Annotated in this window: 24 protein-coding genes; 16 read left to right on the top strand and 8 right to left on the bottom strand. The window is 72.5% G+C overall.

Going from position 1 to position 26,750, the window contains the following annotated elements; genetic code table 11:
• The 3 genes from ACZ6JE_RS13630 to ACZ6JE_RS13620 all read left to right on the top strand — a co-directional run.
• On the top strand, positions 1-698 hold a 698-nt coding region (locus ACZ6JE_RS13630), incomplete at its 5' end, for an ornithine cyclodeaminase family protein (protein ID WP_464319298.1).
• 1 nt (position 699) lies between these two features.
• Positions 700-2,331 carry an aromatic amino acid ammonia-lyase gene (locus ACZ6JE_RS13625; protein ID WP_464319297.1) on the top strand — a complete coding sequence of 544 codons (1,632 nt, stop codon included), beginning with the start codon at positions 700-702 and terminating at the stop codon, positions 2,329-2,331.
• A 58-nt stretch (positions 2,332-2,389) separates the two neighbouring features.
• Positions 2,390-3,025: a DUF6518 family protein gene (locus tag ACZ6JE_RS13620; RefSeq protein WP_464319296.1), complete on the top strand. Its 636-nt coding sequence runs from the start codon at positions 2,390-2,392 to the stop codon at positions 3,023-3,025.
• Between the two features lie 167 nt (positions 3,026-3,192).
• On the opposite strand, the gene ACZ6JE_RS13615 is transcribed toward ACZ6JE_RS13620, so the two are convergent.
• From ACZ6JE_RS13615 to ACZ6JE_RS13605, 3 genes are all read right to left on the bottom strand, one after another.
• Positions 3,193-5,142 (bottom strand): BCCT family transporter, encoded by a 1,950-nt coding sequence (locus tag ACZ6JE_RS13615; protein ID WP_464319295.1) that lies wholly within the window; start codon positions 5,140-5,142, stop codon positions 3,193-3,195.
• 62 nt (positions 5,143-5,204) lie between these two features.
• Positions 5,205-6,143: an alpha/beta hydrolase gene (locus ACZ6JE_RS13610; protein WP_464319294.1), complete on the bottom strand. Its 939-nt coding sequence runs from the start codon at positions 6,141-6,143 to the stop codon at positions 5,205-5,207.
• A 218-nt stretch (positions 6,144-6,361) separates the two neighbouring features.
• On the bottom strand, positions 6,362-6,628 hold the full coding sequence (locus tag ACZ6JE_RS13605; RefSeq protein ID WP_464319293.1) for a hypothetical protein: 267 nt from the start codon (positions 6,626-6,628) through the stop codon (positions 6,362-6,364).
• Between the two features lie 167 nt (positions 6,629-6,795).
• Here ACZ6JE_RS13605 and ACZ6JE_RS13600 point away from each other — a divergent pair, with 167 nt between their 5' ends.
• A complete protein-coding gene (locus ACZ6JE_RS13600) occupies positions 6,796-7,329 on the top strand; it encodes a PadR family transcriptional regulator (protein WP_244637286.1) in 534 nt (177 codons plus the stop codon).
• Between the two features lie 5 nt (positions 7,330-7,334).
• The gene (locus ACZ6JE_RS13595) at positions 7,335-9,044 is read left to right on the top strand and encodes an ABC1 kinase family protein (RefSeq protein WP_243215871.1); all 1,710 of its coding nucleotides are present in this window, start codon (positions 7,335-7,337) and stop codon (positions 9,042-9,044) included.
• Between the two features lie 212 nt (positions 9,045-9,256).
• On the opposite strand, the gene ACZ6JE_RS13590 is transcribed toward ACZ6JE_RS13595, so the two are convergent.
• The 3 genes from ACZ6JE_RS13590 to ACZ6JE_RS13580 all read right to left on the bottom strand — a co-directional run bounded on the left by ACZ6JE_RS13590 (position 9,257) and on the right by ACZ6JE_RS13580 (position 11,891).
• A complete protein-coding gene (locus ACZ6JE_RS13590) occupies positions 9,257-9,379 on the bottom strand; it encodes a hypothetical protein (protein ID WP_464319292.1) in 123 nt (40 codons plus the stop codon).
• 301 nt (positions 9,380-9,680) lie between these two features.
• Entirely contained in the window at positions 9,681-10,685 is a 1,005-nt protein-coding gene (locus tag ACZ6JE_RS13585) for a MerR family transcriptional regulator (protein ID WP_464319291.1), read from the bottom strand.
• 156 nt (positions 10,686-10,841) lie between these two features.
• Positions 10,842-11,891: a LacI family DNA-binding transcriptional regulator gene (locus ACZ6JE_RS13580; protein ID WP_464319290.1), complete on the bottom strand. Its 1,050-nt coding sequence runs from the start codon at positions 11,889-11,891 to the stop codon at positions 10,842-10,844.
• Between the two features lie 116 nt (positions 11,892-12,007).
• On the opposite strand from ACZ6JE_RS13580, the gene ACZ6JE_RS13575 reads away from it, so the two are divergent.
• Positions 12,008-13,030, top strand: coding sequence for an amidohydrolase family protein (locus ACZ6JE_RS13575; protein WP_464319289.1), 1,023 nt, complete (start codon positions 12,008-12,010; stop codon positions 13,028-13,030).
• Positions 13,027-13,698: a cysteine dioxygenase gene (locus ACZ6JE_RS13570; protein WP_464319288.1), complete on the top strand. Its 672-nt coding sequence runs from the start codon at positions 13,027-13,029 to the stop codon at positions 13,696-13,698. Before ACZ6JE_RS13575 ends, ACZ6JE_RS13570 begins: the two co-directional genes overlap by 4 nt.
• Positions 13,699-13,821: 123 nt before the next feature.
• Here the strand turns inward: ACZ6JE_RS13570 and ACZ6JE_RS13565 are convergent, their stop codons facing one another.
• Positions 13,822-15,336: an aromatic amino acid ammonia-lyase gene (locus ACZ6JE_RS13565; protein WP_192061529.1), complete on the bottom strand. Its 1,515-nt coding sequence runs from the start codon at positions 15,334-15,336 to the stop codon at positions 13,822-13,824.
• Positions 15,337-15,491: 155 nt separating this feature from the next.
• Here ACZ6JE_RS13565 and ACZ6JE_RS13560 point away from each other — a divergent pair, with 155 nt between their 5' ends.
• The 9 genes from ACZ6JE_RS13560 (at position 15,492) to ACZ6JE_RS13520 (ending at position 25,626) form a co-directional block, all read left to right on the top strand.
• Entirely contained in the window at positions 15,492-16,550 is a 1,059-nt protein-coding gene (locus tag ACZ6JE_RS13560) for an ABC transporter ATP-binding protein (protein ID WP_243214778.1), read from the top strand.
• Positions 16,547-17,200 (top strand): ABC transporter permease, encoded by a 654-nt coding sequence (locus ACZ6JE_RS13555; protein WP_320478281.1) that lies wholly within the window; start codon positions 16,547-16,549, stop codon positions 17,198-17,200. Before ACZ6JE_RS13560 ends, ACZ6JE_RS13555 begins: the two co-directional genes overlap by 4 nt.
• The gene (locus ACZ6JE_RS13550) at positions 17,197-17,964 is read left to right on the top strand and encodes an ABC transporter permease (RefSeq protein WP_464319287.1); all 768 of its coding nucleotides are present in this window, start codon (positions 17,197-17,199) and stop codon (positions 17,962-17,964) included. The genes ACZ6JE_RS13555 and ACZ6JE_RS13550 overlap by 4 nt, the downstream gene beginning before the upstream one ends.
• Positions 17,961-18,884 (top strand): ABC transporter substrate-binding protein, encoded by a 924-nt coding sequence (locus ACZ6JE_RS13545; RefSeq protein ID WP_243214777.1) that lies wholly within the window; start codon positions 17,961-17,963, stop codon positions 18,882-18,884. The genes ACZ6JE_RS13550 and ACZ6JE_RS13545 overlap by 4 nt, the downstream gene beginning before the upstream one ends.
• Before the next feature lie 270 nt (positions 18,885-19,154).
• Positions 19,155-21,044, top strand: a complete 1,890-nt coding sequence (gene hutU, locus ACZ6JE_RS13540) for a urocanate hydratase (protein ID WP_464319286.1) — start codon at positions 19,155-19,157, stop codon at positions 21,042-21,044.
• Positions 21,028-22,335 (top strand): allantoate amidohydrolase, encoded by a 1,308-nt coding sequence (locus ACZ6JE_RS13535; RefSeq protein ID WP_464319285.1) that lies wholly within the window; start codon positions 21,028-21,030, stop codon positions 22,333-22,335. The genes hutU and ACZ6JE_RS13535 overlap by 17 nt, the downstream gene beginning before the upstream one ends.
• Positions 22,332-23,804 carry a formimidoylglutamate deiminase gene (locus tag ACZ6JE_RS13530; protein ID WP_464319284.1) on the top strand — a complete coding sequence of 491 codons (1,473 nt, stop codon included), beginning with the start codon at positions 22,332-22,334 and terminating at the stop codon, positions 23,802-23,804. The genes ACZ6JE_RS13535 and ACZ6JE_RS13530 overlap by 4 nt, the downstream gene beginning before the upstream one ends.
• Positions 23,801-25,000 carry an imidazolonepropionase gene (gene hutI / locus ACZ6JE_RS13525; RefSeq protein ID WP_464319283.1) on the top strand — a complete coding sequence of 400 codons (1,200 nt, stop codon included), beginning with the start codon at positions 23,801-23,803 and terminating at the stop codon, positions 24,998-25,000. The genes ACZ6JE_RS13530 and hutI overlap by 4 nt, the downstream gene beginning before the upstream one ends.
• The gene (locus ACZ6JE_RS13520) at positions 25,000-25,626 is read left to right on the top strand and encodes a HutD/Ves family protein (protein ID WP_464319282.1); all 627 of its coding nucleotides are present in this window, start codon (positions 25,000-25,002) and stop codon (positions 25,624-25,626) included. Before hutI ends, ACZ6JE_RS13520 begins: the two co-directional genes overlap by 1 nt.
• A gap of 166 nt (positions 25,627-25,792) precedes the next feature.
• On the opposite strand, the gene ACZ6JE_RS13515 is transcribed toward ACZ6JE_RS13520, so the two are convergent.
• A complete protein-coding gene (locus ACZ6JE_RS13515) occupies positions 25,793-26,311 on the bottom strand; it encodes a hypothetical protein (RefSeq protein ID WP_464319281.1) in 519 nt (172 codons plus the stop codon).
• Positions 26,312-26,750 lie beyond the last annotated feature (439 nt).

Genomic DNA, 26,750 nt, shown 5'->3' with positions numbered 1-26,750 from the left:
GCACGCCGCTCGCCGTGATGGACGCCACGTTCGTCACCGAAGCCCGCACCGGGGCGATGACGGCCGTCGGCGCCCGGTACCTCGCCCGCCCCGATTCGAAGGTGCTGGCCCACGCCGGAGCCCGCGGCACCGCGTTCTCGAACGTCACCATGCTCGACGGGCTCTTCGACCTCGACGAGATCCGGGTCACGAGCCGCCGCGTCGAGTCGCGCGAGGCGTTCGGCGAGCAGCTGCGTGCCGTGACCGACACGCCCGTGGTCGTCGTCGAGACCGCCGACGAGGCGTTCGACGGGGCCGACATCATCGTCGAGGCGACGCGGCTGACCGAACCCGCGCCGCTCCTCCGGCGCGAGCACATCCGACCCGGCGCGTTCGTGGTGCCCTACGGCACGGTCAGCGCTGTCGAGCCCGAACTGCTCGACGTGATCGACAAGGTCGTGGTCGACGACTGGGCCGAGTCCCGGTCGGGCCGGTTCGGCGCCCTGCGGCACCACGTCGACACCGGGCTGCTCAGCCCCGAGACGCTCTGGGCGCAGCTCGGCGAGATCGCCTCGGGCGCGAAGGCCGGGCGCGAGTCCGCCGACGAGCGGATCCTCTTCTGGCACCGCGGCCTGTCGATCCTCGACGTCGCGCTCGCGCACCTCGTGCTGCGCACCGCCGAAGAGGCCGAGGTCGGCACGATGCTGCGGTACCGCTGACGTGGCTGCGGAACCGCTCGCATCGGCCGCACCGCTCGAACCGCGTCGATCGGTCGGACCGCGTGCACCGCTCGAACCGCGTGCACCGCTCGGACCGCTGGTCGTCGACCGGCCGACCGATCTCGACGCCGCCGCCGTCCTCGAGGTGGCCGACGGCCGCGAGCTGCGCCTCACCGACCGTCTCGTGGCCGAGCTCGACGCCGCGCGCGCCGAGACCCTCGCCGCCCTCGACGCTGGCGGTCCCGTCTACGGAGTCACCACCGGCATGGGCGCCGCCAGCACCATCGCCCTGGACGAGGAGGCGCGGGCCGGTCACCAGGCGCGCCTCCTGATCGCGCGCGCCACGGGATCGGAGCCCTGGCTCGCTCGACGCGAGGTGCGGGCGTCGATCGCGGTGCGCCTCCGGACGTTCCTGTCGGGCGACGCGGGGGTCTCGTCGGCCCTCTGCCTGCGGCTGGTCGACGTGCTGCGGCTCGACCTCGTGCCCGCCGTCCCGGCCACGCGACTCGGCACCGCCGGCGAGATCGTGCCGCTCGCACACCTCGGCGCCGCCGCGACGGGTGCCGCCACCGGCGAGCTGCTGACGGCGGAGGGCGCGGTGGTGCCCGCCCAGGAGGCGCTGGTCGCGTCGGGACTCGACCCGCACCTCCTCGGCCCGAAAGAGGGTGTGGCCCTGATCGAGGGCGTGCCCGTCACGACCGCGCGCGCGATCGTGCTGGCCGACCGCGCACGGCGGGTCGCCGACCAGGCGCTCGCCGTGCTCGCGGCGGAGCTCGAGCTGGTCGGGGCGAACCGCGATCCGTTCCGGGTGTCGACGGCTCGGGCGGACGACGCGCTCGCGGCCGTGCTGAGGCGGCTCGACGGGCTGCTGGGGCCCGAGCGGGAGTCGGCGGCGTTGCAGTCGCCGGTGTCGTTCCGGGTGAGCGGCCCGGCTCTGGCGCATCTCGCCAGGGTGCTCGAGGCGCTCGACGCGGCGGTGCTGCGGGCCCTCGACGGCGTGACGGACTCGCCTGCGCGACTCGACGGCGCGTTCGTGGGCACGGCAGGGTTCGACGGCTTCGACCTCGCGGCATCGCTCGACGCGGTCCGTTTGGCGGTGCTGCATCTGGCCGAGCTGGGCGCCGCTCGGCTGCACCGGCTGCTCGACGGGGCGGTGTCGGGGTTGCCGCGGCAGCTGTCGTCGGCACCGGGTGTCCAGGCCGGCATGGTGACGGTGCACAAGCGCGCGGTGGGCACGGTGCACGGGCTGCTGACGGCCGCCCGACCCGCGTCGCTGGGCATCATCGAGACGTCGCTCGGACAGGAGGACGCCCAGTCGTTCTCGCTCGAGGCCGCCGAGCTGCTGGCGGGGGCGCTCGACGGGGCGACCGACGTCGCGGCGTGCGAGCTGCTCGCGGTGCTGCACGCGCGGCGGTTGCGCGGGATGCTGGCGGGTGCTGGTGCGGGGGCCGGTGCTGGTGCGAGTGGGGGTTCGGGTGCCGGTGCTGCTGTGACGCCGCTCGACGACGAGCTCGCGACCGCGGATGCGCTGCTGCCGCCCGGTGTGGTCGACCGGCCCTTCGGACGCGACGTCGCGATGCTGGTGCGGGCGCTCGAGGCGGGGTCGTTCTCGAGGAGGACATCGGCCGTCTAGAGAGTGATCCGTCGCTCGCGGGCTCGTCGGCGCGGCCATCGACGGTCATGCTGACCTCATGAGGAGAACCGTCGGATCCGCACTCGCCTGGTGGGCGGTCGCCGTCGTCGTGGGGCTGCTGCTCGGCGGTGCGACCTCGTTCGGGCAGCAGCACCTGCCCGACGGGCTCAGGTCGTTCGCCAACTCGAACAGCGGCTGGACGCTGCTCGCCTTCGTGGTGACCGTCGTCTGCACCCGGTGGGCGAGCGCCCGACGCTGGTGGATCGCGGCGGGAATGGGGCTGCTCGTCTTCCACGCCCTGCTCCAGGGATACGTCGTCGTGTCGACGCTGCGGGGGTTCCCCGACTCGTACGGGCCGGGCGACCTCTACTTCACCATCGCGACGCTGGCCGGCCCGGTGATCGGACTCGCCGGGCTGTGGTGGCGGGCCGAGCGACGGCTGCTGCGGGCCGTGGGGGTCGCGGTGTTCGCGGCCGTGATGATCGGCGACGGCGTCTCGGGCCTGCTGCGGGTCGTCGAGACGACGGGCTGGCTGTACTGGACGATCAGCATCGTGATCGGCGTCGCGGTGCTCAGCTGGGTCGTGACCCGGCGTCTCGATCGACTGCGGGAGCGCGTGGTGGCGACGGTGCTGGCTGCGGTCGGGGCGGGTGCGTTCGTCGCACTGTTCGGGGTCTTGTCGGGCGGGGTGTGACCCGGTTCGGTGCGGTCTGGCCGACTGCGACCGTGACCGTTCCCACAGGGGCCGGCGGATCGGGTGGTCGATGACCGCTCGAAACCGGGGTACACGGATTCGGGTCCTTGTGCTCCAGGGTGGGGCCGCCACGTAGGGGTACGTGATGCCGGCCCCGCCCCTACCCTCTAGTCGCGGTCGTCGTCCTTGCCGCTGCCGGGGACGGCGCCCTCGGCGACGGTGGCGTCGTCGTCACCGGCGGCTTCCGACGCCTCCGACGCCTCGGCCGCATCGGCCTCGGCTGCAGCGTACGACGCGCTCAGACCCTCGTCGGCGTCGTGCTCGACCCAGGCGAGGTCGTCCTTCGAGTGGTCGTACGCGGCGGGCACGAGCGCGAAGTCGTCGCCGAACTCCTCGAGGCCGTTGCGCACGCTGTGGCGCACGACGCGCTCGGCGTACTGGTCGCGGAGGATGAGCGGATCGCGCCGTAGGTCCTTCAGGAACGCGATCATGATGAACGCCATGATGATCGCGAACGGCAGCGCCGCGATGATCGTGACGTTCTGCAGCGCGCTCAGCCCTGCACCGTCCTCACCGCCGGCGACGAGCAGCACCGCGGCGATCGCGCCGACGAGCACACCCCAGGTCACGGTGACCCAGCGAGACGGCTCGGGGCGGCCCTGCTGCGACAGCGTGCCCATGACCAGCGAGGCCGAGTCCGCACCGGTGACGAAGAAGATGGCGACGAGCACGGCGGCGATGACCGTGGTGACCCCGGCCAGAGGCAGGCTGCCCAGCATGCCGAACAGCACCTCCTCGGGCGGGCTGCTGGGCAGCTGGGCGTCGTTCATCCGCTGGTCGATCGCCGTGACCCCGAAGATCGCGAACCAGATGAACGAGACGATCGACGGGACGACCACGACGACGGAGACGAACTGGCGCAGCGTGCGGCCGCGCGAGATCTTGGCGATGAACATGCCGACGAAGGGGGACCACGAGATCCACCACGCCCAGTAGAAGATCGTCCAGCTCGACAGGAAGGCCTGCGCCTCCTCGCCCTGCGAGCCGGAGCGCCCGATCATCATCGGCAGGTCGCCGACGAACTGGGCGGCCACCGACGGGATCACGTTGAGGATCAGCATCGACGGGCCGACGAAGAACACGAAGAGCGCCAGCAGGAGCGCCACGACCGTGTTGATGTTCGAGAGGGCCTGGATGCCGCGCGAGACCCCCGAGACCGCGGAGATGATGAAGGCGATGGTCAGCACGGTGATGACCCCGACGAGCAGGGCGTTGCCGGCCTGGCCGATGCCGCTGATCAGCTCGACTCCGTGGCCGATCTGCAGGGCGCCGAGGCCGAGCGAGGCCGCCGTGCCGAAGAGCGTCACGATGATGGCGAAGATGTCGATGGTCTTGCCGAGGGGGCCCTGGGTGCGGCCCTCGCCCAGCAGCGACGCGAAGATCGACGAGATCAGCGGGGTGCGGCCGCGGCGGTAGGCGCCGTAGGCGATCGCGCCGCCGATGAGGGCGTAGAACGACCACGCCTGAGGCCCCCAGTGGTAGAGGACCTGCGTCAGGGCGGTGTGCATCGCCTCGACGGTCTCGGCCTCGTCGGTGCCGGGGGGCGGGCTCTCGAAGAAGGTCAGCGGTTCGGCGGCGCCCCAGAAGACGAGGCCGATGCCCATGCCGGCGGCGAAGAGCATCGAGATCCACGAGAACATCGAGAACTCGGGCGCCTCGTCGTCGCGCCCGAGGCGGATGCGCCCGAAGCGGCCGAAACCGACCCAGAGCATGAAGACCATGATCACGGTCGCGATCGAGGTGAAGAACCAGCCGGTGTACTCGATCACCCAGGCGAGGACCGCCGAGGCGGTGGAGGCGAGGCTCCCGCCGCCGAGGACGCCCCACGCCAGGAACGCGACCGCGAAGAGGATCGCGACGCCGAAGACGGTTCTATCCGTTCGGAACACACGGCCGGTCTGCTCGACTCCGAGGCCGGGGATCAGCGCCGGGTGCACACCGCTGGGCGGTGGTTCGGTGAAGTCGCGGACGAGGCGCCTGGCACCGCCTGGGGTGCGATCGTGCTGCGGATTGCCGGACGGCTCGGTCGATCGGGGGCCCTGCTCGTTTCCTTGCATGGGAAGCAATTGTCTGATGATTGCCGGGAAAGGTCCAATCAGAGGCCCATCATGCGACGCCGTCAGCTCGACGGATCGAGGAACCCGTCCGTCTCCGCGGCGATCCGCGGCGACTGCGTGTGGTGCAGGTAGTGGTCTCCCTCGAGCGGGACGACCCGGCCGCGCTCGACGCTCGCCGCCTGGCGTTCGTGGAGCCCGATCCAGCCGTTGACGTCCGAGTCGTCCTGCACGACGAAGAGGAGCACCGGGAGGTCCGCCGGGAACGTCGCTCCGCTGACCGAGGCGAAGTTGCTCGGGGTGCGCTCCATCTCGTCGAGCAGCGTCGGCGCCGTCGAGTTCTTCGTCGTGAGGAGGCGCATCTGCTCCTTGGTCCCCTCGTCGTAGGGCATCCCCTCGTACGCGTCGCCGGCGAGGGCGGACGCCACCCGGAGCAGACCCAGATCGCGGAGCTGGGCGAGTCCGTCGGTCGGAACGGGCTCATCCCACCCCGGCTGATCGGGGACGCTGCTGTCGATGCCGATGAACGCCGTGAGCTCGCCCGGGTGGAGTCGGCTCAGCTCGAGGGCGTACACGCCGGCGATCGAGTGCCCCATGACCGCGTAGCGATCGACGCCCAGACCCTGCAACGCCTGGTGCGCCTCCTCGGCGATGTTCTCGGCGGTGCGTGGAGCATCGGTCTGGTCGCTCAGCCCGGTGCCGAAGGGCTCGAGGGCGATCACGCGATGGGTGTCGTCGAGCTCGGAGATGAGCGGCTGGAAGTCCAGACCCGGGGCCGCCGTGCCGAGACCGGGCAGCAGGACGATCGTGTCGTCGCCCGTCCCGCTGACGACGGCGTTCATCTCCCGGCCGTCGACGGGAACGCGCTGGCCATAGGGCGTGATGGCGGCGAGGTCCGACTCGGTGGCGACGACGTTGACGATCGACGTCGTGGCGAGTGTGAGAACGGGGAGGGCGATCAGGGCGCCGACCACCCACAGGGTCGCTTTCAGGGGCTTGCGCATGGAGTCCTCTCGGTGCGGCTCGGGATCCGCACTGTCTCCCAGAAGCACACCAGAGGTCGGCGGTCACGAGAAGTGCCGACGCGTCACCTGTCGCCCGTTACGGATGTCATGACCGCCCCGTCCGGCCATCGCGGACCGGCAGGAGGCGCGGGGCATCCGGTCGGTCGCCCCGGCACGACCTGCTCAGTCGACCGGTCCGCTCGGTCGCCCCGGTCCGCTCAGTCGTCCGTCGCAGGAGGCGCGGGTCGGGGATGCCGGATCGTCGCGACCGTCCCGACGACGCAGACAGCAGTCGCGATCACGAGGGCCCCGATCACCAGGCCGCCGAGGACGGACGTACCCCCGTCTCGCACCGCGACGTAGAGACTCTGTGCGATGCAGGACAACCAGAAGACCGCGCCGATGCCCCACCCCACGGAGGACCCGCGGAAGGTCGGCCACTGAAGTCGCAGCCTGCCCCGCTGCTCTTTCCCGTTCTTCTCCATGCTCACCCCTTCGTCGTCGTCGACCTCTTCACCGTACGTCGAGGTCGAGGAGGACTCAAGGAGCTCGGCCTCGTCGGCCCGCTCTCGAGTCTGAGTGCGAGCCCCGGAGGGTGACGGACGGCAGGTATATCGTTCGGGTATCGCTCGACCCTCGACAGGAGATCATCATGGGCACCTCGCGTACACCCGGTTCTTTCACCGTCGACCTCGACGGGATGTGGCAGGCGATGGACCAGCTGCGCTCGACGTTCGACCGTCGCGACGGCTCGCGCGCCCCGCGCGGCGAGATCCGCACCGCCATCCTCGCTCTGCTCGCCGAGCGGCCGATGCACGGCTACCAGGTCATCCACGAGATCGACGAGCGCAGCGGCGGCGACTGGAAGCCCAGCGCCGGCTCGGTCTACCCGACCCTGCAGCTGCTCGCCGACGAGGGTCTGATCGAGGCCGAAGAGACCGAGGGGCGCAAGGTCTACTCGCTCACCGACGCGGGTCGCGCCGCCGCCGGAATCGACTCCGCCGACCCGTGGGCGCCCTCCCGCTCGACCGGCGACCGCCGGACTGCCCTGCCCAAGGCCGGCATCGACCTCGCTCGTGCGACGGCCCAGGTCGGCCGCACCGGCACCTCCGCGCAGGTCGACGAGGCGGTGGCGGTGCTCGACGACGCCCGTCGACGCATCTACTCGATCCTCGCCCGAGACTGACGCGGGTGGCGTCGCCCCGTCTCGACGAGGCCCACCCCGCGGTGCGCGACCGGGCCGGTCGTGCCCGCTACCGCCGCATCCTGCGGTTCGCGTCCCGTCACCTCGCCGTGACCTGGTGGTTCGAGCTCGTGCTGCCCCGGTTCGGTCTGCGCTGGGTCGCCGAGCGCACCCGCGCGAAGCGGATGCAGCGCTTCGCCCGGGGCTTCCACGCGCTCGCGCTCGATCTGGGTGGCCTGATGATCAAGGTCGGCCAGTACCTGTCGTCGCGCCTCGACGTGCTGCCGCCCGAGATCACGAAGGAGCTGGAGGGGCTGCAAGACGAGGTCACGCCCGTCCCGTTCCCCGAGATCCGGGCGCTCGCCGAAGCCGAGCTCGGCATGCCGCTCGACCGCGTCTTCACGTCGGTCTCGCCCGAACCGATCGCCGCCGCCTCCCTCGGTCAGGCGCACCGGGCGACGCTCGGCCCCGTCGACTCGGCCGACACGGGGCTCGTCGACGTCGTGCTGAAGGTGCAGCGACCCGGCATCGACCTCATCGTCGACGTCGACCTCGCCGCCCTCCGGAAGGTCGGCGGCTGGCTCAGCCACGTGCGACTCGTCTACGACCGCGTCGACGCCCCCGCGCTCGTCGAGGAGTTCGCGCGCACCAGCCTGGAGGAGATCGACTACCTCAACGAGGCCGCCAACTCGGCGCGCTTCGCCGCGGACTTCGCCGACGACGACCGCGTGGGGGTGCCCGACGTCGTCTGGGAGCGCTCGACCCGTCGCGTGCTCGTACTCGAAGACGTCTCGGCGATCAAGATCACCGACGTCGAGGGTCTGCGCGCCGCAGGCATCGACCCCGCCGAGGTCGCGCCGGTCTTCGCCGCCGTGATGTTCGACCAGCTCTTCACCAACGGGTTCTTCCATGCCGATCCGCACCCGGGCAACATCTTCGTCACGCCGATCGCGGCGGCCGACGGCGAGCGGCCGTGGCGTCTCACGTTCATCGACTTCGGGATGATGGGCGAGGTGCCGACGGGCACGCGCAACGGCCTCCGGCAGCTGCTGATCGCGGCGGCGTCGCGCGACGGCAGCGGCATGGTCGGGGCGATGCGCGACCTCGGGGTGCTGCTGCCCAGCGCCGACACCAACGAGCTCGAACGCGCGGTGAGCGCCACGTTCGCCCGATTCGGCGGCATGGGCTTCGCCGAGTTGCGGCAGGTCGACCCTCGGGAGTACCGCGAGTTCGCGGGTCAGTTCGGCGACCTCATCCGCTCGCTGCCGTTCCAGCTGCCCGAGGACTTCCTGCTCGTCCTGCGGGCGGTGACCCTCACCTCCGGCGTGTCCAGCGCCCTCGACCCCGTCTTCAACCTGTGGGACTCCGTCGAGCCCTACGCCGCGCAGCTGGTGCGCGACGAGCGGGGCAACGCCGTGCAGGACGTCGCCCGTCGGGCGCTCGGAGCCGCGGAGGTGGCGGTCCGGTTGCCGGGACGCCTCGACCACCTGGTCGGTCGCCTCGAAGACGGGACCCTCGAGGTGGGCAGCCCGCGCATCGAGAAGCAGCTGGGGCGCATCGAGCGGACGGCTCGTCGGGTGCTGGCCGCGGTGATCTTCGGCGCGCTGCTCGTCGCGGGGGCGGTGCTGCGCGCCGACGACGACGGGCTCGGCACCGCGCTGATGATCGCGTCGGCGCTGCCGCTGCTGTACGCGCTCTTCGCGGGCCGCCGGCCCTAGCCGCGCGGCGCGTTGCGCGGATGCGTGGCGCTGCGCGGGGCGCGTTGCGCGGGTGCGAGGTGCGTCGCACGGGCGCGCGGCGCTGGGCGCTGGGCCTTGCGCGGGTGCGGCGGGTTCTTGTCATACGCGGCGGGTCCGCGCTGACCCGCCCCCGATGACGGGAACCCGCCGCACCTGGCGGTGGCCGCGCTGGCGTCCGGCCGGCCGTGCACTCAGGGGCGGTAGTCGGCCCGCTCGTCGCCCGTGGGCTGAGGCCCGGGATGCGGCGTGTTCCCCAGCAACGCGCCCATGGCCGTGAGGCCCGCCGCGATTCCCGTCGCGACGTGCTTCAGCACGCTCGCCGCGTCCGATCCCGATGTCGGGGGGTCCTCTCGGGTTCGGCGCTCGTCGCGTCGTCGCCGCGCGACCGCCGACGTCCGCGGTCCTCCGCGCGCAGGACGACGCAGAGCCCGACGAAGCCGGCCCCGAGGAGGAGCGGCGCGAGATGGTAGATCACCCTCATAGTGTGTCGCGGCGAGGGCCTGTGGCCAAGCGATCAGCGGCAGAGAGGCACCGGGACGCCTGGTTCGGCGGGTTCCTGTCATCCGCGGCGGGTCAGCGCTGACCCGCCCCCGATGACGGGAACCCGCCGCAGTCCTACTCGGCGGCGCTCGGGGCGCTCGGCTCGGGGGCGCCGAGCTCGAGGGCGAGCTCCATGCACCTCCAGCGGGCGGGGGAGTAGTCGTAGGGCATCTTGCTGATCGCCTCGGCGGCGCTCATGCGCCTCGGCCCCGCACCGCGACCGTCGGCGTCGACCGCGCCGCCGACCGCGTCATCCGCGCCGGCCCCGCCGACCGCGTCATCCCCGGCGGGGTGCAGCTCGTCCCAGGCGTCGAGGATCGCGTCGTCCTCCGCGTCCTGGCCGGACGCCTCGATGGCGGCCTGCAGCGCCTCCTCGAAGGCGTGACGTTCGGCCGCGACCTGCGCCACCCGGGGGTCGTCGACCGCGACCGTGTCGTCGAGGGCCTCCTCGGCGGCGTCGACGCGGTCGGATTCCTCGCGCAGCACGGGGTGGGTGGCCAGGGCGACGAAGCGACCCGCCTGCATCGCGGCGGCGAGCGGACCGAGCATCCGCTCCGTGACCAGCAGGGTGTCCAGATCGTCTCGGCGCACCGAGCCCTCGGGCAGGGACTCGAGACGACCGGCGACGATGTCGTCGAGCAGGCCGAGTCGGCTGCCCCGGGTCCGCATGCGCTGCACCGCGGCCCGTTGCCGCCGCAGCTCCGCCTCCTTGGCGACGAGGGTCGACTCGAGCCTGTCCAGCACCCGCGTGACCTGCGGATCGATGGGAGCACGGTCCCCGTCCGCGCCCCCGTCACCGCCGGCACCGCCGTTCCCGGCGGCATCAGCGTCCCCGCCCGCATCGTCTGCGAAGGCCCCGCGGATGTCCTCCAGGGCGACCCCGGCGTCGGCCATCTTGCGGATCCAGAGCAGCCGGATCATCTCGTCGTATCCGTAGCGTCGTCGGCCGTCCGAGCCGCGCTCGGGCTCGGGCAGCACTCCGATGTCGTGGTAGTGCCTGATCGCCCGGGGGGTGGTGCCGGCGAACGCGGCGGCGTCCCCGATCTTGACCTGACGCGGCGAGACGAACGACGAGAACATGAGCTGAGCCTTCTTCGGTGGGTGGGAGGTGAGTCCACCAGACCACATGACGCTACGGCACCTGCAAGTCGCGCTCGCCGTCCACGCCGCCACCGACTCGACACGCCGCCACCGGATCGGGTGGCGGCGTGTCGAGAACGTGGCGGGATGGCGAGCTCAGCCGGCGGGCGAGGCGGGCGCAGCCGGCGCGCCGCGCGCAGCCGGCGCGCCGGGCGCAGCCGTCGACCCGCGCGGCATGAACACCGGCCGGAACGTCTGCCGCCGCGCCCCGCCGTCGAGCTCGTCCCCCGGCGTGTGCAGCGCGTCGACTGCGGCGTCGACGATGGCCGCCTCGTCCCACGCGAACGTGCTGAGCTGCGGCTCGACGAGCGGCGCCATCGCGCTGTCGTCGTAGCCCAGCACCGACAGCTCGCGCGGCACCTCGAGTCCGACCCGCCGGGCCGCCGCGTAGGCGCCGAACGCGATCGAGTCGCTGAGGCAGAGCAGCGCGGTGGGTCGCGACGTCGAGCGCAGCAGTCGCTCCGTCGCGTCGGCCGCCTCGCCGACCGCGGCGGGTGTCGCGGTCACGGTCACGTCGAGGCCGAGCTCCGAGCCGAGCGAGGTCGCGAGCATCTCGGCCGGTCGCCCGGGGGTGGCGGGCAGCGCGGGGGCGAGCACGCCGACCGTCTGATGGCCGAGCCCGGCGAGGTGCCGCAGGCCCGTGCCGACGCCGGACGCGTTGTCGAACAGCACGACGGGGGAGTCGGGGCGGTGGGCGAGCGCGTCGCCGATCGACACCACGCGGATCTCGTCGGGCACGTCGGCCCAGTACTCCGCCGACGGGTCGACCGGCAAGACGACCACGCCGTCGACCTGGCGGCTGTTCAGGGCCGCGAGCACCGCCTCCTCGCGGGTGGGCGACGCGTCGACGTCGGCGATCGAGGCGTTCAGCGCGAGGCGGCCGAGCGCACGGCTGAGCATCACGGCGAGATCCTGCTGCCAGAGGTCGCGGAGCGTGCCGACGATCACGACGTTGCTGCTGCGGCCGCCGGCCAGCGCCCGGGCCACCGGGTCGACCGTGTAGCCGAGCTCTGCCGCGACCCGCAGCACCCGGGCCTGCGTCTCGGTCGAGCCGCGCAGCCCGCGAAGCGCGTACGACGTCGCGGACTTCGACAGGCCGGCCGCGTCGGCGACGTCCTGGAGCGTACGACGACGAGGCTCCTTCACCCGCACAGCATACGTGGCAGGGGGGTCGCCGCCCCGGGTCGCGCCTCGATCGTTCGCAGAACGGCCAGCGTGCCGCCGCCTTGACAAAACGCGCTGTGAACCGGTTCACTACTCACATGAGTGAACCGGTTCACAGCGAGATGGCCACCGAGGAGGTGCGGGTCGGCGACCCCGCACCCGTCGCGTCGTCCGCCGCCCCGGCTCCGTCGTCGCGGGTCGCCGTCTCGCGCCGCATCGCCTCCGGCCGCACCGACACCCACCAGCACGTCTGGCCCGCCGCCTTCGTCGAGGCCCTGCGCGCCCGCACGACCGAGCCGCGCCTCGTCGACGACTGGACGCTGCTCACCGCCGGCGAGGCCCCCTACGCCGTCGACCCGGCCGCCCACGACGTCGAGCGCCGCCGGGCGCGTGAGATCGCCGAGGGCAAGGACGACGTGCTCGTGTCGCTGTCGAGCCCGCTCGGCATCGAGCATCTGCCGGGCGCCGAGGCCCGCGAGCTGATCGACGTCTGGCACCGCTCCGCCCTCGGTCTCGGCGACCCCTTCCGCGTCTGGGCGGCGACGCCCGTCGTCGAGCACGACCTCGTCGGGCTCTCGGAGATCCTGCGCGACGACCGGGTGGTCGGGCTGCAGCTGCCGGCCACGTGCCTCCTCGATCCGGCCGCCGTGCAGCGGATGGCCCCCGTGCTCGACGTCGTCGCCGTCTCGGGCAAGCCCGTCATGGTTCACCCCGGGCCGGCGCCGGCCGTCGCCGACACCCCCGCCTGGTGGCCCGCCGTCGTGCCCTACGTGAGTCAGCTGCAGTCGGCCTGGTTCGCCTGGCACCAGGGCGGCCGCGTCGCGCACCCGACCCTGCGCATCGTCTTCGTCGCCCTCGCCGGTCTCGCGCCGCTGCACCACGAGCGCCTCGTCGCCCGCGGCGGCGAGTTCGGCTCGGTCGACCCCAACGTGTTCTACGAGACCTCGTCGTACGACACCCGCGCCATCGACGCCGTCGTGCGCGTCGTCGGCGTCGACCCCGTCGTGCACGGCTCCGACCGGCCGTACGCCCAGCCGCGCGACCCCGGGCTCGGTCACGCCTTCACCCACGCCCACGTCCACGCGAACCCCCGCGCCCTGCTGACCGGAGAACCCCGATGACCGTCACCGCTCCCGACTCGACGACCCGCTCCTCCTCGGCTCCCCTCGACGGCGCCGGCGCCGCGTCCGCAGTGCTCGACGCGTCCGCACTGCCCGCCGCGTCCGCCGCGCCCGCCCTGCCCGCGCTGCCGGGCCGCGACCTCACCCGCCCCGAGCTGAAGGCGTGGGTCGACGAGATGGCGACCCGCCCCGAGGCCTGGCGCCACCTCGTGCAGCACGGCGGCGGCCAGCGGCACTTCGCCTCGCTGTACCGCGACAGCCACATCGACGTCTGGCTGCTCTGCTGGGACACCACCGACGACACCGGCTGGCACGACCACGACATCTCGTCGGGGGCGGTCGCCGTCGTGGAGGGCGCCGTGAACGAGGCGAACCCCCGCATGGGCGGCGAGGCGGTCAGCCGCGTGGTCGAGGCGGGGCGCTCGTTCCACTTCGGGCCCGACCACATCCACCGCATGGGCGGGCACGTCGACGGGTCGGTCTCGATCCACGCGTACTCGCCGCCGCTCTGGCGCATGGGGCAGTACTCGATCGGCTCGAACGGTGTGATGCGCCGTCAGTCGGTCAGCTACGCCGACGAGCTGCGCCCGATGGACGACGTCAGCGTGATCGAGCAGTACCGCGACGAGCAGGCCGCGGCCGACGCGCTCGCCGCCCGCGACGCGTAGAGCCCCAGCCGCCCGAGCCCATGCTCGTCGCATCGAGTGGTCCGAAGATGCTCTTCCCCGCTCGAGGAAGAGCATCTTCCGACCACTCGATCCGCGAGGAGGGGCGGCGCGGATGCGCCCGGCCTACGCGGGGCAGTCGCGGAGCGCCGCCCCGAGCGTCGGCAGCTCGGCCTCCATCCGGGCGATGTCGGCTCCGAGCGGCCGGTCGTCCGTCGACGGGTCGATCAGGGCGACGAGTCGCTCGAACACCGGCCGGAGGCGCGTGCCGGCCACCCGGTCGGGCGCCATCTGCAGGGCGCGCACCGCGGCGAACAGCTCCACCGCGAGCACCGCGCCCGACGAGCGCACCAGGCTGGTCAGGAGGCGCGTGCTCTGGATCGCGAAGCTCGCGTGCTCCTCGAGGCCGAGCGACACGCTGATGCTGGCGTTCGTGACCGGCGTCGCGTCGATGCGCATGTGGGCGAGGGCGTCCTGGGCGACGTACTCGACGATCATCAGGCCCGAGCTCGTCGCGTTCCGCCGTGCGTCGGCGAGGAACGGCGGCAACCCGGTCATGTCGGCCCGCATCAGCAGCCCGAGTCGACTCGTCGACAGGCTGAACACGGGGTGCAGCCCCATGCGGGCCGCGTCGAGCGACCACGCGAGCGTCGCGAGGTGGAACTGCCCGTGGTGCCGCACGCCGTCGTCGACGACGAGCGGGTTCTCGGCCGGGCCGCCGAGCTCGCGGTCGAGAGCGTCGAGCAGCACCCCGAGCGCGGTGCGGGCCGGCGCGTGCACCTGCGGCGAGGCCCTCAGTCCGAAGGGATCCTGGAGGCGCGCCACCGGAAGCGGGTCGCCCTCGACCGCCTCGGTCAGCCAGCGCAGGCGGGCGGCCTCGCGCACCTGCCCGGGATGAGGTCGTGCGGCGTGCACCTGGGCGTCGAACGCCTCGGGCGACCCGCGCAGCGCCCGGAAGCTGAGAGCCGCGACGACCGTGGCGGCGTCGAGCTGGCGGGCGGCGACGTCGGCCGCGAGCGCTGTGGTCGCGAGGGTCACGGCGCTCGAGCTCATGAACGGCAGGGAGTCGGTCTCGGCGAACACCACGGGCGGCACGCCGCCGCTCCGCCACGGGAACTCGCCGATGAGGGTGAGTGCCAGCTCGGCCAGCGCGGTCAGGTCTCCGGTGCCGATCGAACCGGTGCGGTGCAGGGTCGGCAGCGAGTCGTTCCGCACCGCGGCGAGCAGACCCTGCACGACGCCCGGGCTGATGCCCGATCCGCCGGCCAGCAGCTGATTCAGTCGGACGACCAGGGCGGCCCGGGTGACGCGGTCGTCCTCCACCTCGCCGATGCCCGACGCGTGGCTGCGCAGCAGGCGCAGCCCGTGGGCCGCTTGCTCGCGGTGCTCCTCCTCCGGGGTGAGGTCGACGGCGTCGTCGACGACCGAGATCCCGCGGTTCGCACCGACACCCGTGTTGGCGCCGTAGACGATGCCGGAGTCGCGCGCGGCGAGCAGGGTGCGATGCGATTCCTCCACCGTCGCCAGGGCGTATCCGGGCACCGACACGCGGGCGCGACGGTCCGCGAGGGCCACGAGATCGGCCACTCGTAACGGAGTGCCGTCTAGGGTGACCGGGGGAAGGTCGTCGCTGGCGTGCATGTCGGTCACTGTGCCTCCCTCGTGTTTCGGTCTCGTAAACAGGCCGTAGCGCTTATTGACGAAGTATTCATCGATTCCGCATGATGAATCAACTTATTCACGAATCGCCGGGAGCGCGCTCCTCAGAGCCCGGCATCGCGACAGGAGAACGCCCCATGATCACCTTCGACGGCGTCAGCAAGGTCTACCCCGACGGGACGGTGGCCGTCGACGGTCTCGACCTCGAACTGCCCACCGGCGAACTGACCGTGTTCGTGGGTCCGTCGGGCTGCGGCAAGACGACGTCGCTGCGGATGATCAACCGCATGGTGGAGCCCACGAAGGGCCGCGTCCTGATCGACGGGAAGGACGTCGCGACCGGCGACGCGGCGTCGCTCCGCCGCGGGATCGGCTACGTCATCCAGGCCGCGGGGCTGTTCCCGCACCGCACGATCGTCGAGAACATCATGACCGTGCCCGGCCTCGTCGGCACGAGCAAGAAGAAGGCGCGCTCGACGGCCGTCGAGCTCATGGAGCGCGTCGGGCTCTCCGAGTCGATGGCCGACCGCTACCCCGTGCAGCTCTCGGGCGGCCAGCAGCAGCGCGTCGGCGTCGCCCGGGCGCTCGCCGCCGACCCGCCCGTGATGATCATGGACGAGCCGTTCAGCGCCGTCGACCCCATCGTGCGCGAGGGTCTGCAGGCCGAGTTCCTCCGTCTGCAGCGCGACCTCGGCAAGACCATCGCCATGGTCACCCACGACATCGACGAGGCCATCAAGATGGGCGACCGGGTCGCCGTCTTCCGTGAGGGCGGGCACCTCGCCCAGTTCGCCACACCGCGCGAGCTGCTCTCGAACCCCGCCGACGACTTCGTGGCCGGCTTCGTCGGTCGCGACCGCGGGTTCCGCAGCCTGTCGTTCGACTCCGCCGCCGGTCTCGAGGTCGAGCCGGTCTCGGTGGCGCAGGCCGGACCCGAGCGCCTCGTGCTCGACGACGCCGGTCGACCGCTCGGCTGGACGGGCCCCGGCCTCGGCTCCGAGACCGCTCCCACGCACCCGGGCGGCTGGTACACCAGCACCGACTCGCTCCGACTCGTCACCGACCTGGCGATCACGTCGCCGGTCGGCATCGTCATCCGCGTCGACGAGCACGGGGTCGTCGACGGCGTGATCCGTCACACCAGCCTGATGAAGCAGCTGGAGGCGCGCCGTCGTCGCGAGGTGGACGTCGCGTGATCCAGTACCTCCAGAACAACGGGCCGGTCATCCAGGCCGCCCTGTCGCAGCACGTGTACCTCGCGCTGCTGCCCGTGCTGCTCGGCATCGTGGTGTCGCTGCCGATCGGCTATCTGGCCGTGCGCTTCAACTTCCTGTACCACCCGCTGCTCAACCTCAGCGGCATCCTCTACGCCGTCCCGTCGTTGGCGCTGATCGTGCTGGTGCCGTCCGTCCTCGGCATCCGCATCCTCGACCCGCTCAACATCATCGTCGCGCTGACCGTCTACACGGTCGCCCTGCTCGTCAGGGTCGTCGCCGACGGTCTCAAATCGGTCGACCCGCTGGTCGCCGAGGCGGCCTCGGCGATGGGGTACCGGCGCCTGCGTCGTCTCGTCAGCGTCGAGCTCCCGATCGCGCTGCCCGTCATGCTGGCCGGCCTCCGGGTCGCGACCGTCGCCAACGTCAGCCTCGTCAGCGTCGGCGCCCTGATCGGCGTCGGCGGTCTCGGCACGCTCTTCACCCGCGGGCAGCAGCTCAACTACGCTCCGCCGATCATCGTCGGCATCGTGCTCTCGGTCGTGCTCGCCGCGATCCTCGACGGCATCATCGTGCTGATCCAGCGTCGCGCGACGCCCTGGGTCCGAGCGGCAGGGAGGATCGCCTCGTGAACGACGGTCTCCTCTCGTACCTGCTCGACGGCGACAACTGGCAGTTCGGCGCCACCGGGTCCATCCCGTCGCTGATCGTCACGCACCTCTGGTACACGATCCAGGCGGTCGCCGTGGCCGCCGCCATCGCCCTCCCGCTCGGTCTGTACATCGGGCACACCGGCAAGCTCTCGTTCATCGCGATCAACGCGGCGAACGCCGGCCGGTCGCTGCCGACCCTGGGTCTGATCATCCTGCTGGTCGTGCTGATGGGGCGCGGGTTCCTGCCCGTGCTGATCGCCCTGGTGATCCTGGCCATCCCGCCCATCCTCACGACGACCTACGCCGGCATCCGCGCCGTCGATCCGGCGGCCATCGACGCGGCCAAGGGCATGGGCATGCGCCCGATGCAGGTGCTCTTCAAGCTCGAGGTGCCGATGGCGCTGCCGCTCATCTCGAGCGGTCTGCGCAACGCGCTCCTCCAGGTGATCGCCACGTCGACCGTCGCTGCCTACGTCGGCATCGGCGGCCTCGGCCGTCTGCTCGTCGACGGCATCGCCCTGAACGCCTACGAGCGCGTCGTCGCCGGCGCCGTCGTCGTCGCGGCGCTCGCCATCGTCGTCGACCTGATCGCCGCGGTGATCCAGCGCTCCGTCATCTCGCCCGGCCTCACCGGCCGACGCGTCACCCGCCGTACCACCAAGACCGTCCCCGCACCCTCCACCTCACCCGCCCCGACCGGACAGCCCGGTCCCGGCACCCGAACGAAAGCCCCCACATCATGAAGAAGAAGAACCTCCTCGGCGCCGTCGGCGTCCTCGGCGTCGGCATGCTCGTGCTCGCCGGCTGCTCCGACCCCACCGAGTCGACCGGCGGCTCGGCCTCCGGCGACAGCGAGACGATCACCGTCGGCTCCGCGAACTTCCCCGAGAGCGAGCTGCTCGCCGAGATGTACGCGCAGGTCCTCGAGGCCAACGGCGTCGACGTCGAGCGCAGCTTCAACATCGGCGCCCGCGAGGTCTACCTCCAGGCCCTCGAAGACGGCTCGATCGACCTCCTCCCCGAGTACAACGGCGCCCTGCTCGCCGCGCTCTCCGACGACGGCGCGCCCGAGGGCGTCACCTCGCCCGACGACGTCTACGACGCTCTGCAGGACGTCCTCCCCGAGGGCATCGTCTCGCTGCCGCAGTCCGACGCCGAAGACAAGGACACGCTCAGCGTGACCAGCGAGACCGCCGACGAGTACGACCTCGAGACCATCGAGGACCTCGAGCCCGTCGCCGACCAGCTCCGCATCGCGGCCGGCCCCGAGTTCGCCGAGCGCATCCAGGGCATCAAGGGCCTCGAGTCCGAGTACGGCCTGACCTTCAAGGAGTTCGTGCCCCTCGACGCCGGCGGGCCTCTGACCCTCGCCGCCCTGACCGACGGCGACGTCGAGGTCGCGAACATCTTCTCGACCGACTCGGCCATCGAGACGAACGACCTCGTCACCCTCGAGGACACCAAGCAGCTGTTCCTCTCGGAGAACATCCTCCCGATCGTCCGCGAGGACAAGAGCGACGACACCGTCGAGGACGCCCTCAACTCCGTGTCCGAGGCGCTGACCACCGAGAACCTGACCGAGTACCTCGCCAAGGTCCAGGTCGACAAGCAGGACTCGGCGAGCGTCGCCAAGGAGTTCCTCACCGAGTACGACCTCCTCTAGGTCGTCCTGCCGGCGACCGGGCACCCGCCCGATCGCCGGCACCGCACCACGGCACCACCTGCATCACGGCACCATCCGCATCACGGCACCATCCGCGTCACCGCAGCACCCGCACCACCGCACCACCGCACCACCGCACCACCACAACCGAACAGCCCCGACCGGTGCCCCTCAGCGGGCACGCGGCGACTCGTCGCGCCCGCACGCCGTGCCGCGCGACGTCGCCGCCTCCTCCTGAACCGCAGATCGACCTCGAACGGAAGCCCCCTCGTGACCCTCGACACCGAGACCACCGGCACCACCGCCTCCTCCACCACCGGCACCGACGCGACCGGCGCCGCCGACGCGACCCGCGCCTCCTCGGGGCCCCGCCCGGTCCGCGCCCCGCGCGGCACCGAGCTCAGCTGCCTCGGCTGGCAGCAGGAGGCCGCGCTGCGCATGCTGATGAACAACCTCGACCCCGAGGTCGCCGAGCACCCCGACGACCTCGTCGTCTACGGCGGCACGGGCAAGGCCGCCCGCAGCTGGGAGGCGTTCGACGCGATGGTCGAGACGCTGAAGACCCTGAAGGACGACGAGACGATGCTCGTGCAGTCGGGCAAGCCGGTCGGCGTGTTCCGCACGAACGAGTGGTCGCCGCGCGTGCTGATCGCGAACTCGAACCTGGTGGGCGACTGGGCCAACTGGGAGGACTTCCGCAAGCTCGACGCCATGGGCCTGATGATGTACGGCCAGATGACGGCCGGCTCGTGGATCTACATCGGCACGCAGGGCATCCTCCAGGGCACCTACGAGACGTTCTCGGCGGTCGCGAACGCCGACTTCGGCGGCACCCTGGCCGGCACGATCACGCTGACCGCGGGCGTCGGGGGCATGGGAGGCGCGCAGCCGCTGGCCGTGACGATGAACGACGGCGTCGCGATCTGCATCGACGTCGACCGCACGCGCATCGACCGCCGGGTCGAGCACCGATACCTCGACGTCGCCGCGTCGAGCCTCGACGAGGCGCTCGAGCTGGCGATCGCCGCCCGCGACGAGAAGCGCCCCCTCTCGATCGGCGTCGTCGGGAACGCTGCCGAGATGGTGCCCGAGCTGCTGGCCCGCAAGGCCCCGATCGACATCGTCACCGACCAGACCTCGGCCCACGACCCCCTGTCGTACCTGCCGATCGGCACCAGCTTCGAGGACATGGCCGCCGAGGCCGCCGCCGATCCCGCCGACTTCACCCGCCGCTCGCAGGCCGCCATGCGCGCCCACGTCGAGGCGATGGTCGGGTTCCAGGACGCCGGGGCGGTCGTCTTCGACTACGGCAACAGCATTCGCGGCGAGGCCCGCACGGCCGGCTACGACCGCGCCTTCGCGTTCCCCGGCTTCGTGCCCGCCTACATCCGCCCGCTGTTCGCCGAGGGCAAGGGCCCGTTCCGCTGGGCCGCGCTCTCGGGCGACCCCGCCGACATCGCGGCGACCGACAAGGCGATCCTCGAGCTGTTCCCCGAGAACGAGTCGCTGAGGAAGTGGATCACCATGGCGGGCGAGCGCGTCGCGTTCCAGGGGCTGCCGGCGCGCATCTGCTGGCTCGGCTACGGCGAGCGTCACCTCGCCGGGCTGAAGTTCAACGAGATGGTCGCGTCGGGCGAGCTGTCGGCGCCGATCGTGATCGGTCGCGACCACCTCGACTCCGGCTCGGTCGCGTCGCCGTACCGCGAGACGGAGGCCATGCTCGACGGCTCGGACGCCATCGCCGACTGGCCGCTGCTGAACGCGATGGTCAACGTCGCGTCGGGAGCCACCTGGGTGTCGATCCACCAGGGCGGAGGCGTCGGCATGGGCCGATCGATCCACGCCGGTCAGGTGATCGTCGCCGACGGCACCGATCTCGCCGCCGAGAAGCTCGGTCGCGTGCTGGTCGCCGACCCGGGCATGGGCGTGATCCGTCACGCCGACGCGGGCTACGAGATCGCGATCGACGTCGCCGCCGAGCGCGGCGTGCGCGTGCCGATGCAGGAGCACCGCGGTGGCCGAGGAGGCGCGGGCCGGGTCTCCGAGGATGCCGCCGGCGAGAGCACCGCGACCGGCGAGAGCACCGCGACCGAGAGCACTGCGACCGAGAGCTTCGCGGGCGACACGGCCGAGGGCACCGTCGATGGCCCCCGCCCGTAGCGGGGCGACGGCCGACCGCCCGCTGCTGCGCGCCTCCTTCGACGGGGTCTGGAGCGACCTCGAGGGCGTCGGTCGCGACCCGCGCTCGGGCGGCTACGACCGCTTCTCGTGGACGGGTGTCGACCTGGGCCTGCGCGAGTGGTTCGCCGCCGAGGCGACCCGTCGCGGGCTCGAGGTCGAGGTCGACCGCAACGGCAACCAGTGGGCCTGGTGGGGCGCGCCGGCCGACGGTGCCGTCGTCACCGGCAGTCACCTCGACAGCGTGCCCGGCGGCGGGGCGTTCGACGGGCCGCTCGGCGTCGTCAGCGCACTGCTCGCGGTCGACGCGCTGAAGGCGGCGGGCGTCGTGCCCGTGCGCCCGCTCGCCGTGGTCAACTTCGTCGAGGAGGAGGGCGCCCGCTTCGGTCTCGCGTGCCTCGGCTCGCGCCTGATGACCGGCGCCGTCGACTCGTCGCACGCCCTGTCGCTCACCGACGACGACGGCACGACGCTGGCCGACGCGATGTCCGCGGCCGGTCACGCGCCCGAGCACGTCGGTCTCGACGAGACCGCGCTGGCGCGCATCGGCGTCTTCGTCGAGCTGCACGTCGAGCAGGGTCGCCACCTGGCGCTCGGCGACGAGTCGGTGGGCGTCGCGAGCTCGATCCACCCGCACGGCCGCTGGCACTTCTGCTTCGAGGGCGAGGGCAACCACGCCGGCACCACCCGGCTCGACGATCGCCACGACCCGATGCTGCCGTTCGCCGAGGTCGTCGGCGCCGCCCGCCGTCTCGCCGTCGAGGCGCAGGCGGTCACCACGTTCGGGCGCGTGCGCGTCGACCCGAACGGCACGAACGCGATCCCGTCGCGGGTCGACGCCTGGCTCGACGCCCGCGGGGCCGATCAGGGCGGTGTCGTCCGTCTGGTCGACGACCTGCAGCGGATCGCCGAGGAGGCGGCGGCCAGCCACGGCGTCGGCCTCACCGTCACCCGCGACAGCTTCACCCCCGTGGTCGACTTCGACGCCTCGCTGAGCGATCGGCTGCGGTCGTCGCTCGGAGCGGCGTCGATCAGCGCGCCGACCCTGCCGACGGCCGCCGGTCACGACGCGGGGATCCTCGCGTCGCGGGTGCCGACGGCCATGCTGTTCGTGCGGAACCCGACCGGCATCAGCCACAGCCCCGTCGAGCACGCCGAGGCGGACGACTGCGTGGACGGCGTCGAGGCCCTGACGGTGGTGCTGCGCGACCTGCTCGTCGCGCCGCTCGAGGTGGTGCCCGCCGCGGGCGGACAGCCCGGGGCCGGGCGATGACCGACGCAGGCACGACGACGTTCTGGGCCGAGCATCTGTGGACCGGGGTCGGCGACGTCCGGCACGGCGCGGTCGTCGAGGTCGTGGGCGACCGGATCGTGTCGGTGGTCGACGACGTGGCCGCGCCTCCCACCGGTTCCATCGAGCTGCGCGGCGTGACGCTGCCGGGTCTCGTCAACGCCCATTCGCATGCGTTCCACCGGGCGCTGCGGGGGCGGACCCAGGTCGACAGCGGCAGCTTCTGGACCTGGCGCGACGTCATGTACTCGGTCGCCGGGCGGCTGACGCCGGAGAACTACGAGGCCCTGGCGACGGCCGTCTTCACCGAGATGGTGCTCGCCGGGGTGACGACGGTGGGCGAGTTCCACTACGTGCACCACACCGCCGACGGCACGCCGCACGACGACCCGCTCGCCATGTCGCGGGCGCTCGCCCGGGCCGCCGCGACGGCGGGCATCCGCTTGACACTGCTCGACACCTGCTACCTGGTCGGCGGGTTCGCGCCGGCGTCCGAGCCGGCTGCCGAGGCCTCCGCCGAGCCGGCCGACGACCCATCCGCCGAGCCGGTGCACGTACCGCTCTCGCCGGCGCAGATCCGGTTCGGCGACGGCACGGTCGCGGCCTGGGCCGAGCGGGCGACCGCCGTGCGAGAGGCTCTCAGTGGCCCGACCCTCGTCGTCGGCGCGGCCGTGCACTCGGTGCGCGCCGTGCCCGAACGGGACCTGGCCACGGTCGCCGGGTGGGCTCGTGGGCGCGACGCCCCGCTGCACGTGCACGTCTCCGAGCAGCCGGCCGAGAATGCGGACTGCGCGCGCCTCCTCGGCTCCACCCCCGTCGCGCTGCTGCGCCGACACGGCGTGCTCGACCATCGGGCCACCGCCGTGCACGCCACCCACCTGACCGAAGACGACGTCGCCGATCTCGCGGCCGGAGACGCCTGGGCCTGCTTCTGCGTCACGACCGAGCGCGATCTCGCCGACGGCGTCGGCCCCGCGGGCGAGCTGGTCGAGGCGGGCGTGCCGCTCACCGTCGGCAGCGACAGCCACGCCGTCATCGATCTGTTCGAGGAGGCGCGGGGCATCGAGACCGGACAGCGTCTCGTCAGCAACCGGCGCGGCTGGTTCGGCGCCGTACGGCTGATGTCCGCCGCGACCGTCGAGGGCGCCCGTTCGCTCGGCTGGGACGACGCGGGGCTGCTCGAACCCGGAGCCCTCGCCGACCTCGTGACGGTGTCGCTCGACTCGGTGCGTCTGGCCGATGCCCGGCCCGATTCGCTGCTCGAGTCGATCGTGTTCGGCGCCACGGCGGCCGACGTGTCGACCGTCATGGTCGGAGGCGAGATCGTCGTGCGCGACGGGGTGCATGCGCGGGTCGCCTCCCCGGGTGCCGCCCTGCGGTCGGCGATCGAGGCGGTGCTGCCGCCTGTGGACGAGCCCCTGTCAACCCTCCGAGAGGATCCCTCCGCATGACCGTCACCGCCCTGACCGGCATCTCGCAGCTGGTCACGAACGACCCCGTGCACGAGTACGCCGAGGCGTCGAGCGGGCCGCTCGGTGTCGTGCTCGACGCCGCCGTGGTGATGGACGGCGATCGGGTGCGGTGGACGGGCCCGGCCACGCGCCTCCCCTCGGGTGTCGACCAGGTCGTGGACCTCGGCGGGCGGGCCGTCGTGCCCGGCTTCGTCGACAGTCACAACCACCTCGCGTTCGCGGGCGACCGGTCCGACGAGTTCGCGGCGCGGATGGCGGGGGAGTCGTACTCGGCCGGCGGCATCCGCAGCACCGTGGCGCACACGCGGGCGGCCAGCGACGCGGATTTGGCGCGATCGGTGCGGCGTCTCGCCGACGAGGCCCTGCGGCAGGGCACCACGACGCTCGAGAGCAAGTCGGGCTACGGGCTCAGCGTCGACGACGAGCGGCGGAGTCTCGAGGCCGTCCGCACCGTGACGACCGAGTCGACCTTCCTCGGGGCGCACGTCGTGCCGGCCGAGTTCGCGGGGCGGGCCGACGACTACGTCGCGCTGGTCATGGGCGAGATGCTCGACGCGTGCGCGCCGCTGTCGAGGTGGATCGACGTGTTCTGCGACGTCGGCGCGTTCGACGTCGACCAGACGCGGGCGATCCTCACGGCGGGGATGGCGGCGGGGCTGACGCCGCGCCTCCATGCCGGTCAGCTGGCGCCGGGTGGCGGGATCCAGCTCGCGGTGGAGCTCGGTGCCGCGTCGGCCGATCACGTGACCTACGCGAGCGACGAGGACGTGGCGGCGCTGGCCGGGTCCACGACGGTGGCCACCCTGCTGCCCGGGGCCGAGTTCTCGACCCGAGCCGTCTACCCCGATGCGCGGCGACTGCTCGCGGCCGGGGCCACGGTGGCCCTGGCGGCGGACTGCAACCCCGGGTCGAGCTACACGACGAGCCTGCCGTTCTGCATCGCGGTCGCCGTGCGCGACATGCGGATGACTCCGGCCGAGGCGCTCTGGTCGGCGACCGCCGGGGGAGCGGCCGCCCTGCGCCGCACCGACGTCGGGCACCTCGCGGTGGGTGCGGCGGCGGACCTGATCGTGCTCGACGCGCCGTCGTACGTGCACCTGGCGTACCGGCCGGGGGTGCCGCTGGTCGAGGCGGTCTGGCGCGGCGGGGAGCGCGTGTCGGGGCGGGCGTTCTGATGGGGAGCGAGGGGGCTGCCGGCGAGCCGTCTGTGCTGCGGGCGTCGGCCCGGGACGTCGTACCGTGGCGGAACGGGGCCGGGACGACGACCGTCGTAGCCGAGGGCCCGCCCGCAGAGGGCGGACCTGCGACCGAGCCGGCCTGGCGGATCAGCATCGCGACGATCGACCGTTCGGCCCCGTTCTCGGAGTTCGCCGGAGTCGATCGCCTGCTGATGCCCCTGTCGCCCGCCGGTCTCGATCTCGTGATCGACGGGCGGCGGGTGCGCGGCGAGGCGTTCGACGTGCTCCCATTCGCGGGCGAGTCGGCCGTCGAGGCCGTCGACGTGCGGGGGACGGGCCTCGACCTCAACCTGATGACGAGGCGAGGTTCGGCCGCCGGCACGCTCGTCGCGCGCCACCTCGACGGCGAGCTGACGCTCCGCTCGCCCGGCACGCCCAGCACGCCCGCCTCGCCTTCGTCCTGGACGGTGGCGGTGGTCGTCGAGGGAGACGTCTCGTCGCCGGCTCACGGTGCGCTGGCCCTGCACGACGCGGTCGTCATCCCCTCAGGAGGTGCGGTGCAGCTCACCGGCCGGGCCGCGGTGATCGCGCTGGCCGTGATCGAGCCGACCCGCGCCTCCTAGGTGGTGTGCGTGCTCTCGGGCTATTACGCGTGAGTGCGTAATAGCCGCGCGCGGATCTGCCTGCCCCTTCGAGCCCCGGGCCCCTAGCCCGAGGTCGAGTGGTCAGAAGATGACCTTCACCCTTGAACGAAGAGCGTCTTCTGACCACTCGGGGTTGTCGCCCGGGTCAGCTCCGACTGCTGAGGCGCTTCCAGACCGAGACGAGGTCGGGTCGGGCGCCCGGCGTCGCGCCGAGGCCGATCGACAGGTATCCGGTCCCGTCGGCGAGCACCACGATCGACTCGGCACCCCACTCCTCGAGTGAGGTGCCGACTATCGAGTCGTCGGTGCTCGGAGACAGGGCCAGGTCGACGACCGCCTCGAGGGGCATCGAGCCGTCGGGCACCGAGACCACCGCCTGCAGGTAGTCGATCCCCTTGAACGAGCTCGGAACCGCACTCGACGACACGACCATCGAACCCGCCGGGAAGTCGACGCCGCTCGCGTCGGCGATGGTCTCGAGGGGCACGTCGTGGCACGTCGGGGTCAGGCCGTTGCAGATGCCGTATTCGCCGGGCTCGTCGATCTCCGCCTGCACGACCAAGATCGGGACGACGACGAACGCGGCGATGATCGAGGCGGAGACGAGCACGAGCGCCCCGAACCAGAGGAGCTGACTGCGGAGGGTCGGATCGACGGTGTTCATCGATCAAGATTCGCTTCCGGTAGGCGGCGGCGGATCCCTCGCGAGTCGTCTCCGGCGCGACTGCAGAGTGAGTCGGCGCTGGGGCTTGGCCGGGCCGGAGGCGCGAATCGCTTCGCGCGGACCGGCCCGGAGACCACGCCGAACCCGAATCGACGTGGCTTGCCCGTTGCATTGCTTACCCGTCATGCATTCGCCACCGCCGGGGGTGCGGTTTGTGCCCACTTCGGGGCGGCCGCGCGTGCCGCCCGCTCGACGCCAGGAGATGGACACGACGCCAGCCTTAACCGTGGCGTCGTGTCCATCTCCTGGCGTCATGGCTCGGCGGCCGGCGATAGCATCGCCGAGGCCCCCGCGGGCTCGCCCCGCTCGCCCGGCACGCCCAGCACGCCCGCCTCGCCTTCGTCCTGGACGGTGGCGGTGGTCGTCGAGGGAGACGTCT

Source organism: Frigoribacterium sp. AC759 (genome assembly GCF_979256015.1).
Note: the sequence above shows the minus strand (reverse complement) of the source record. Positions and strands in the feature narration are given on the sequence as shown.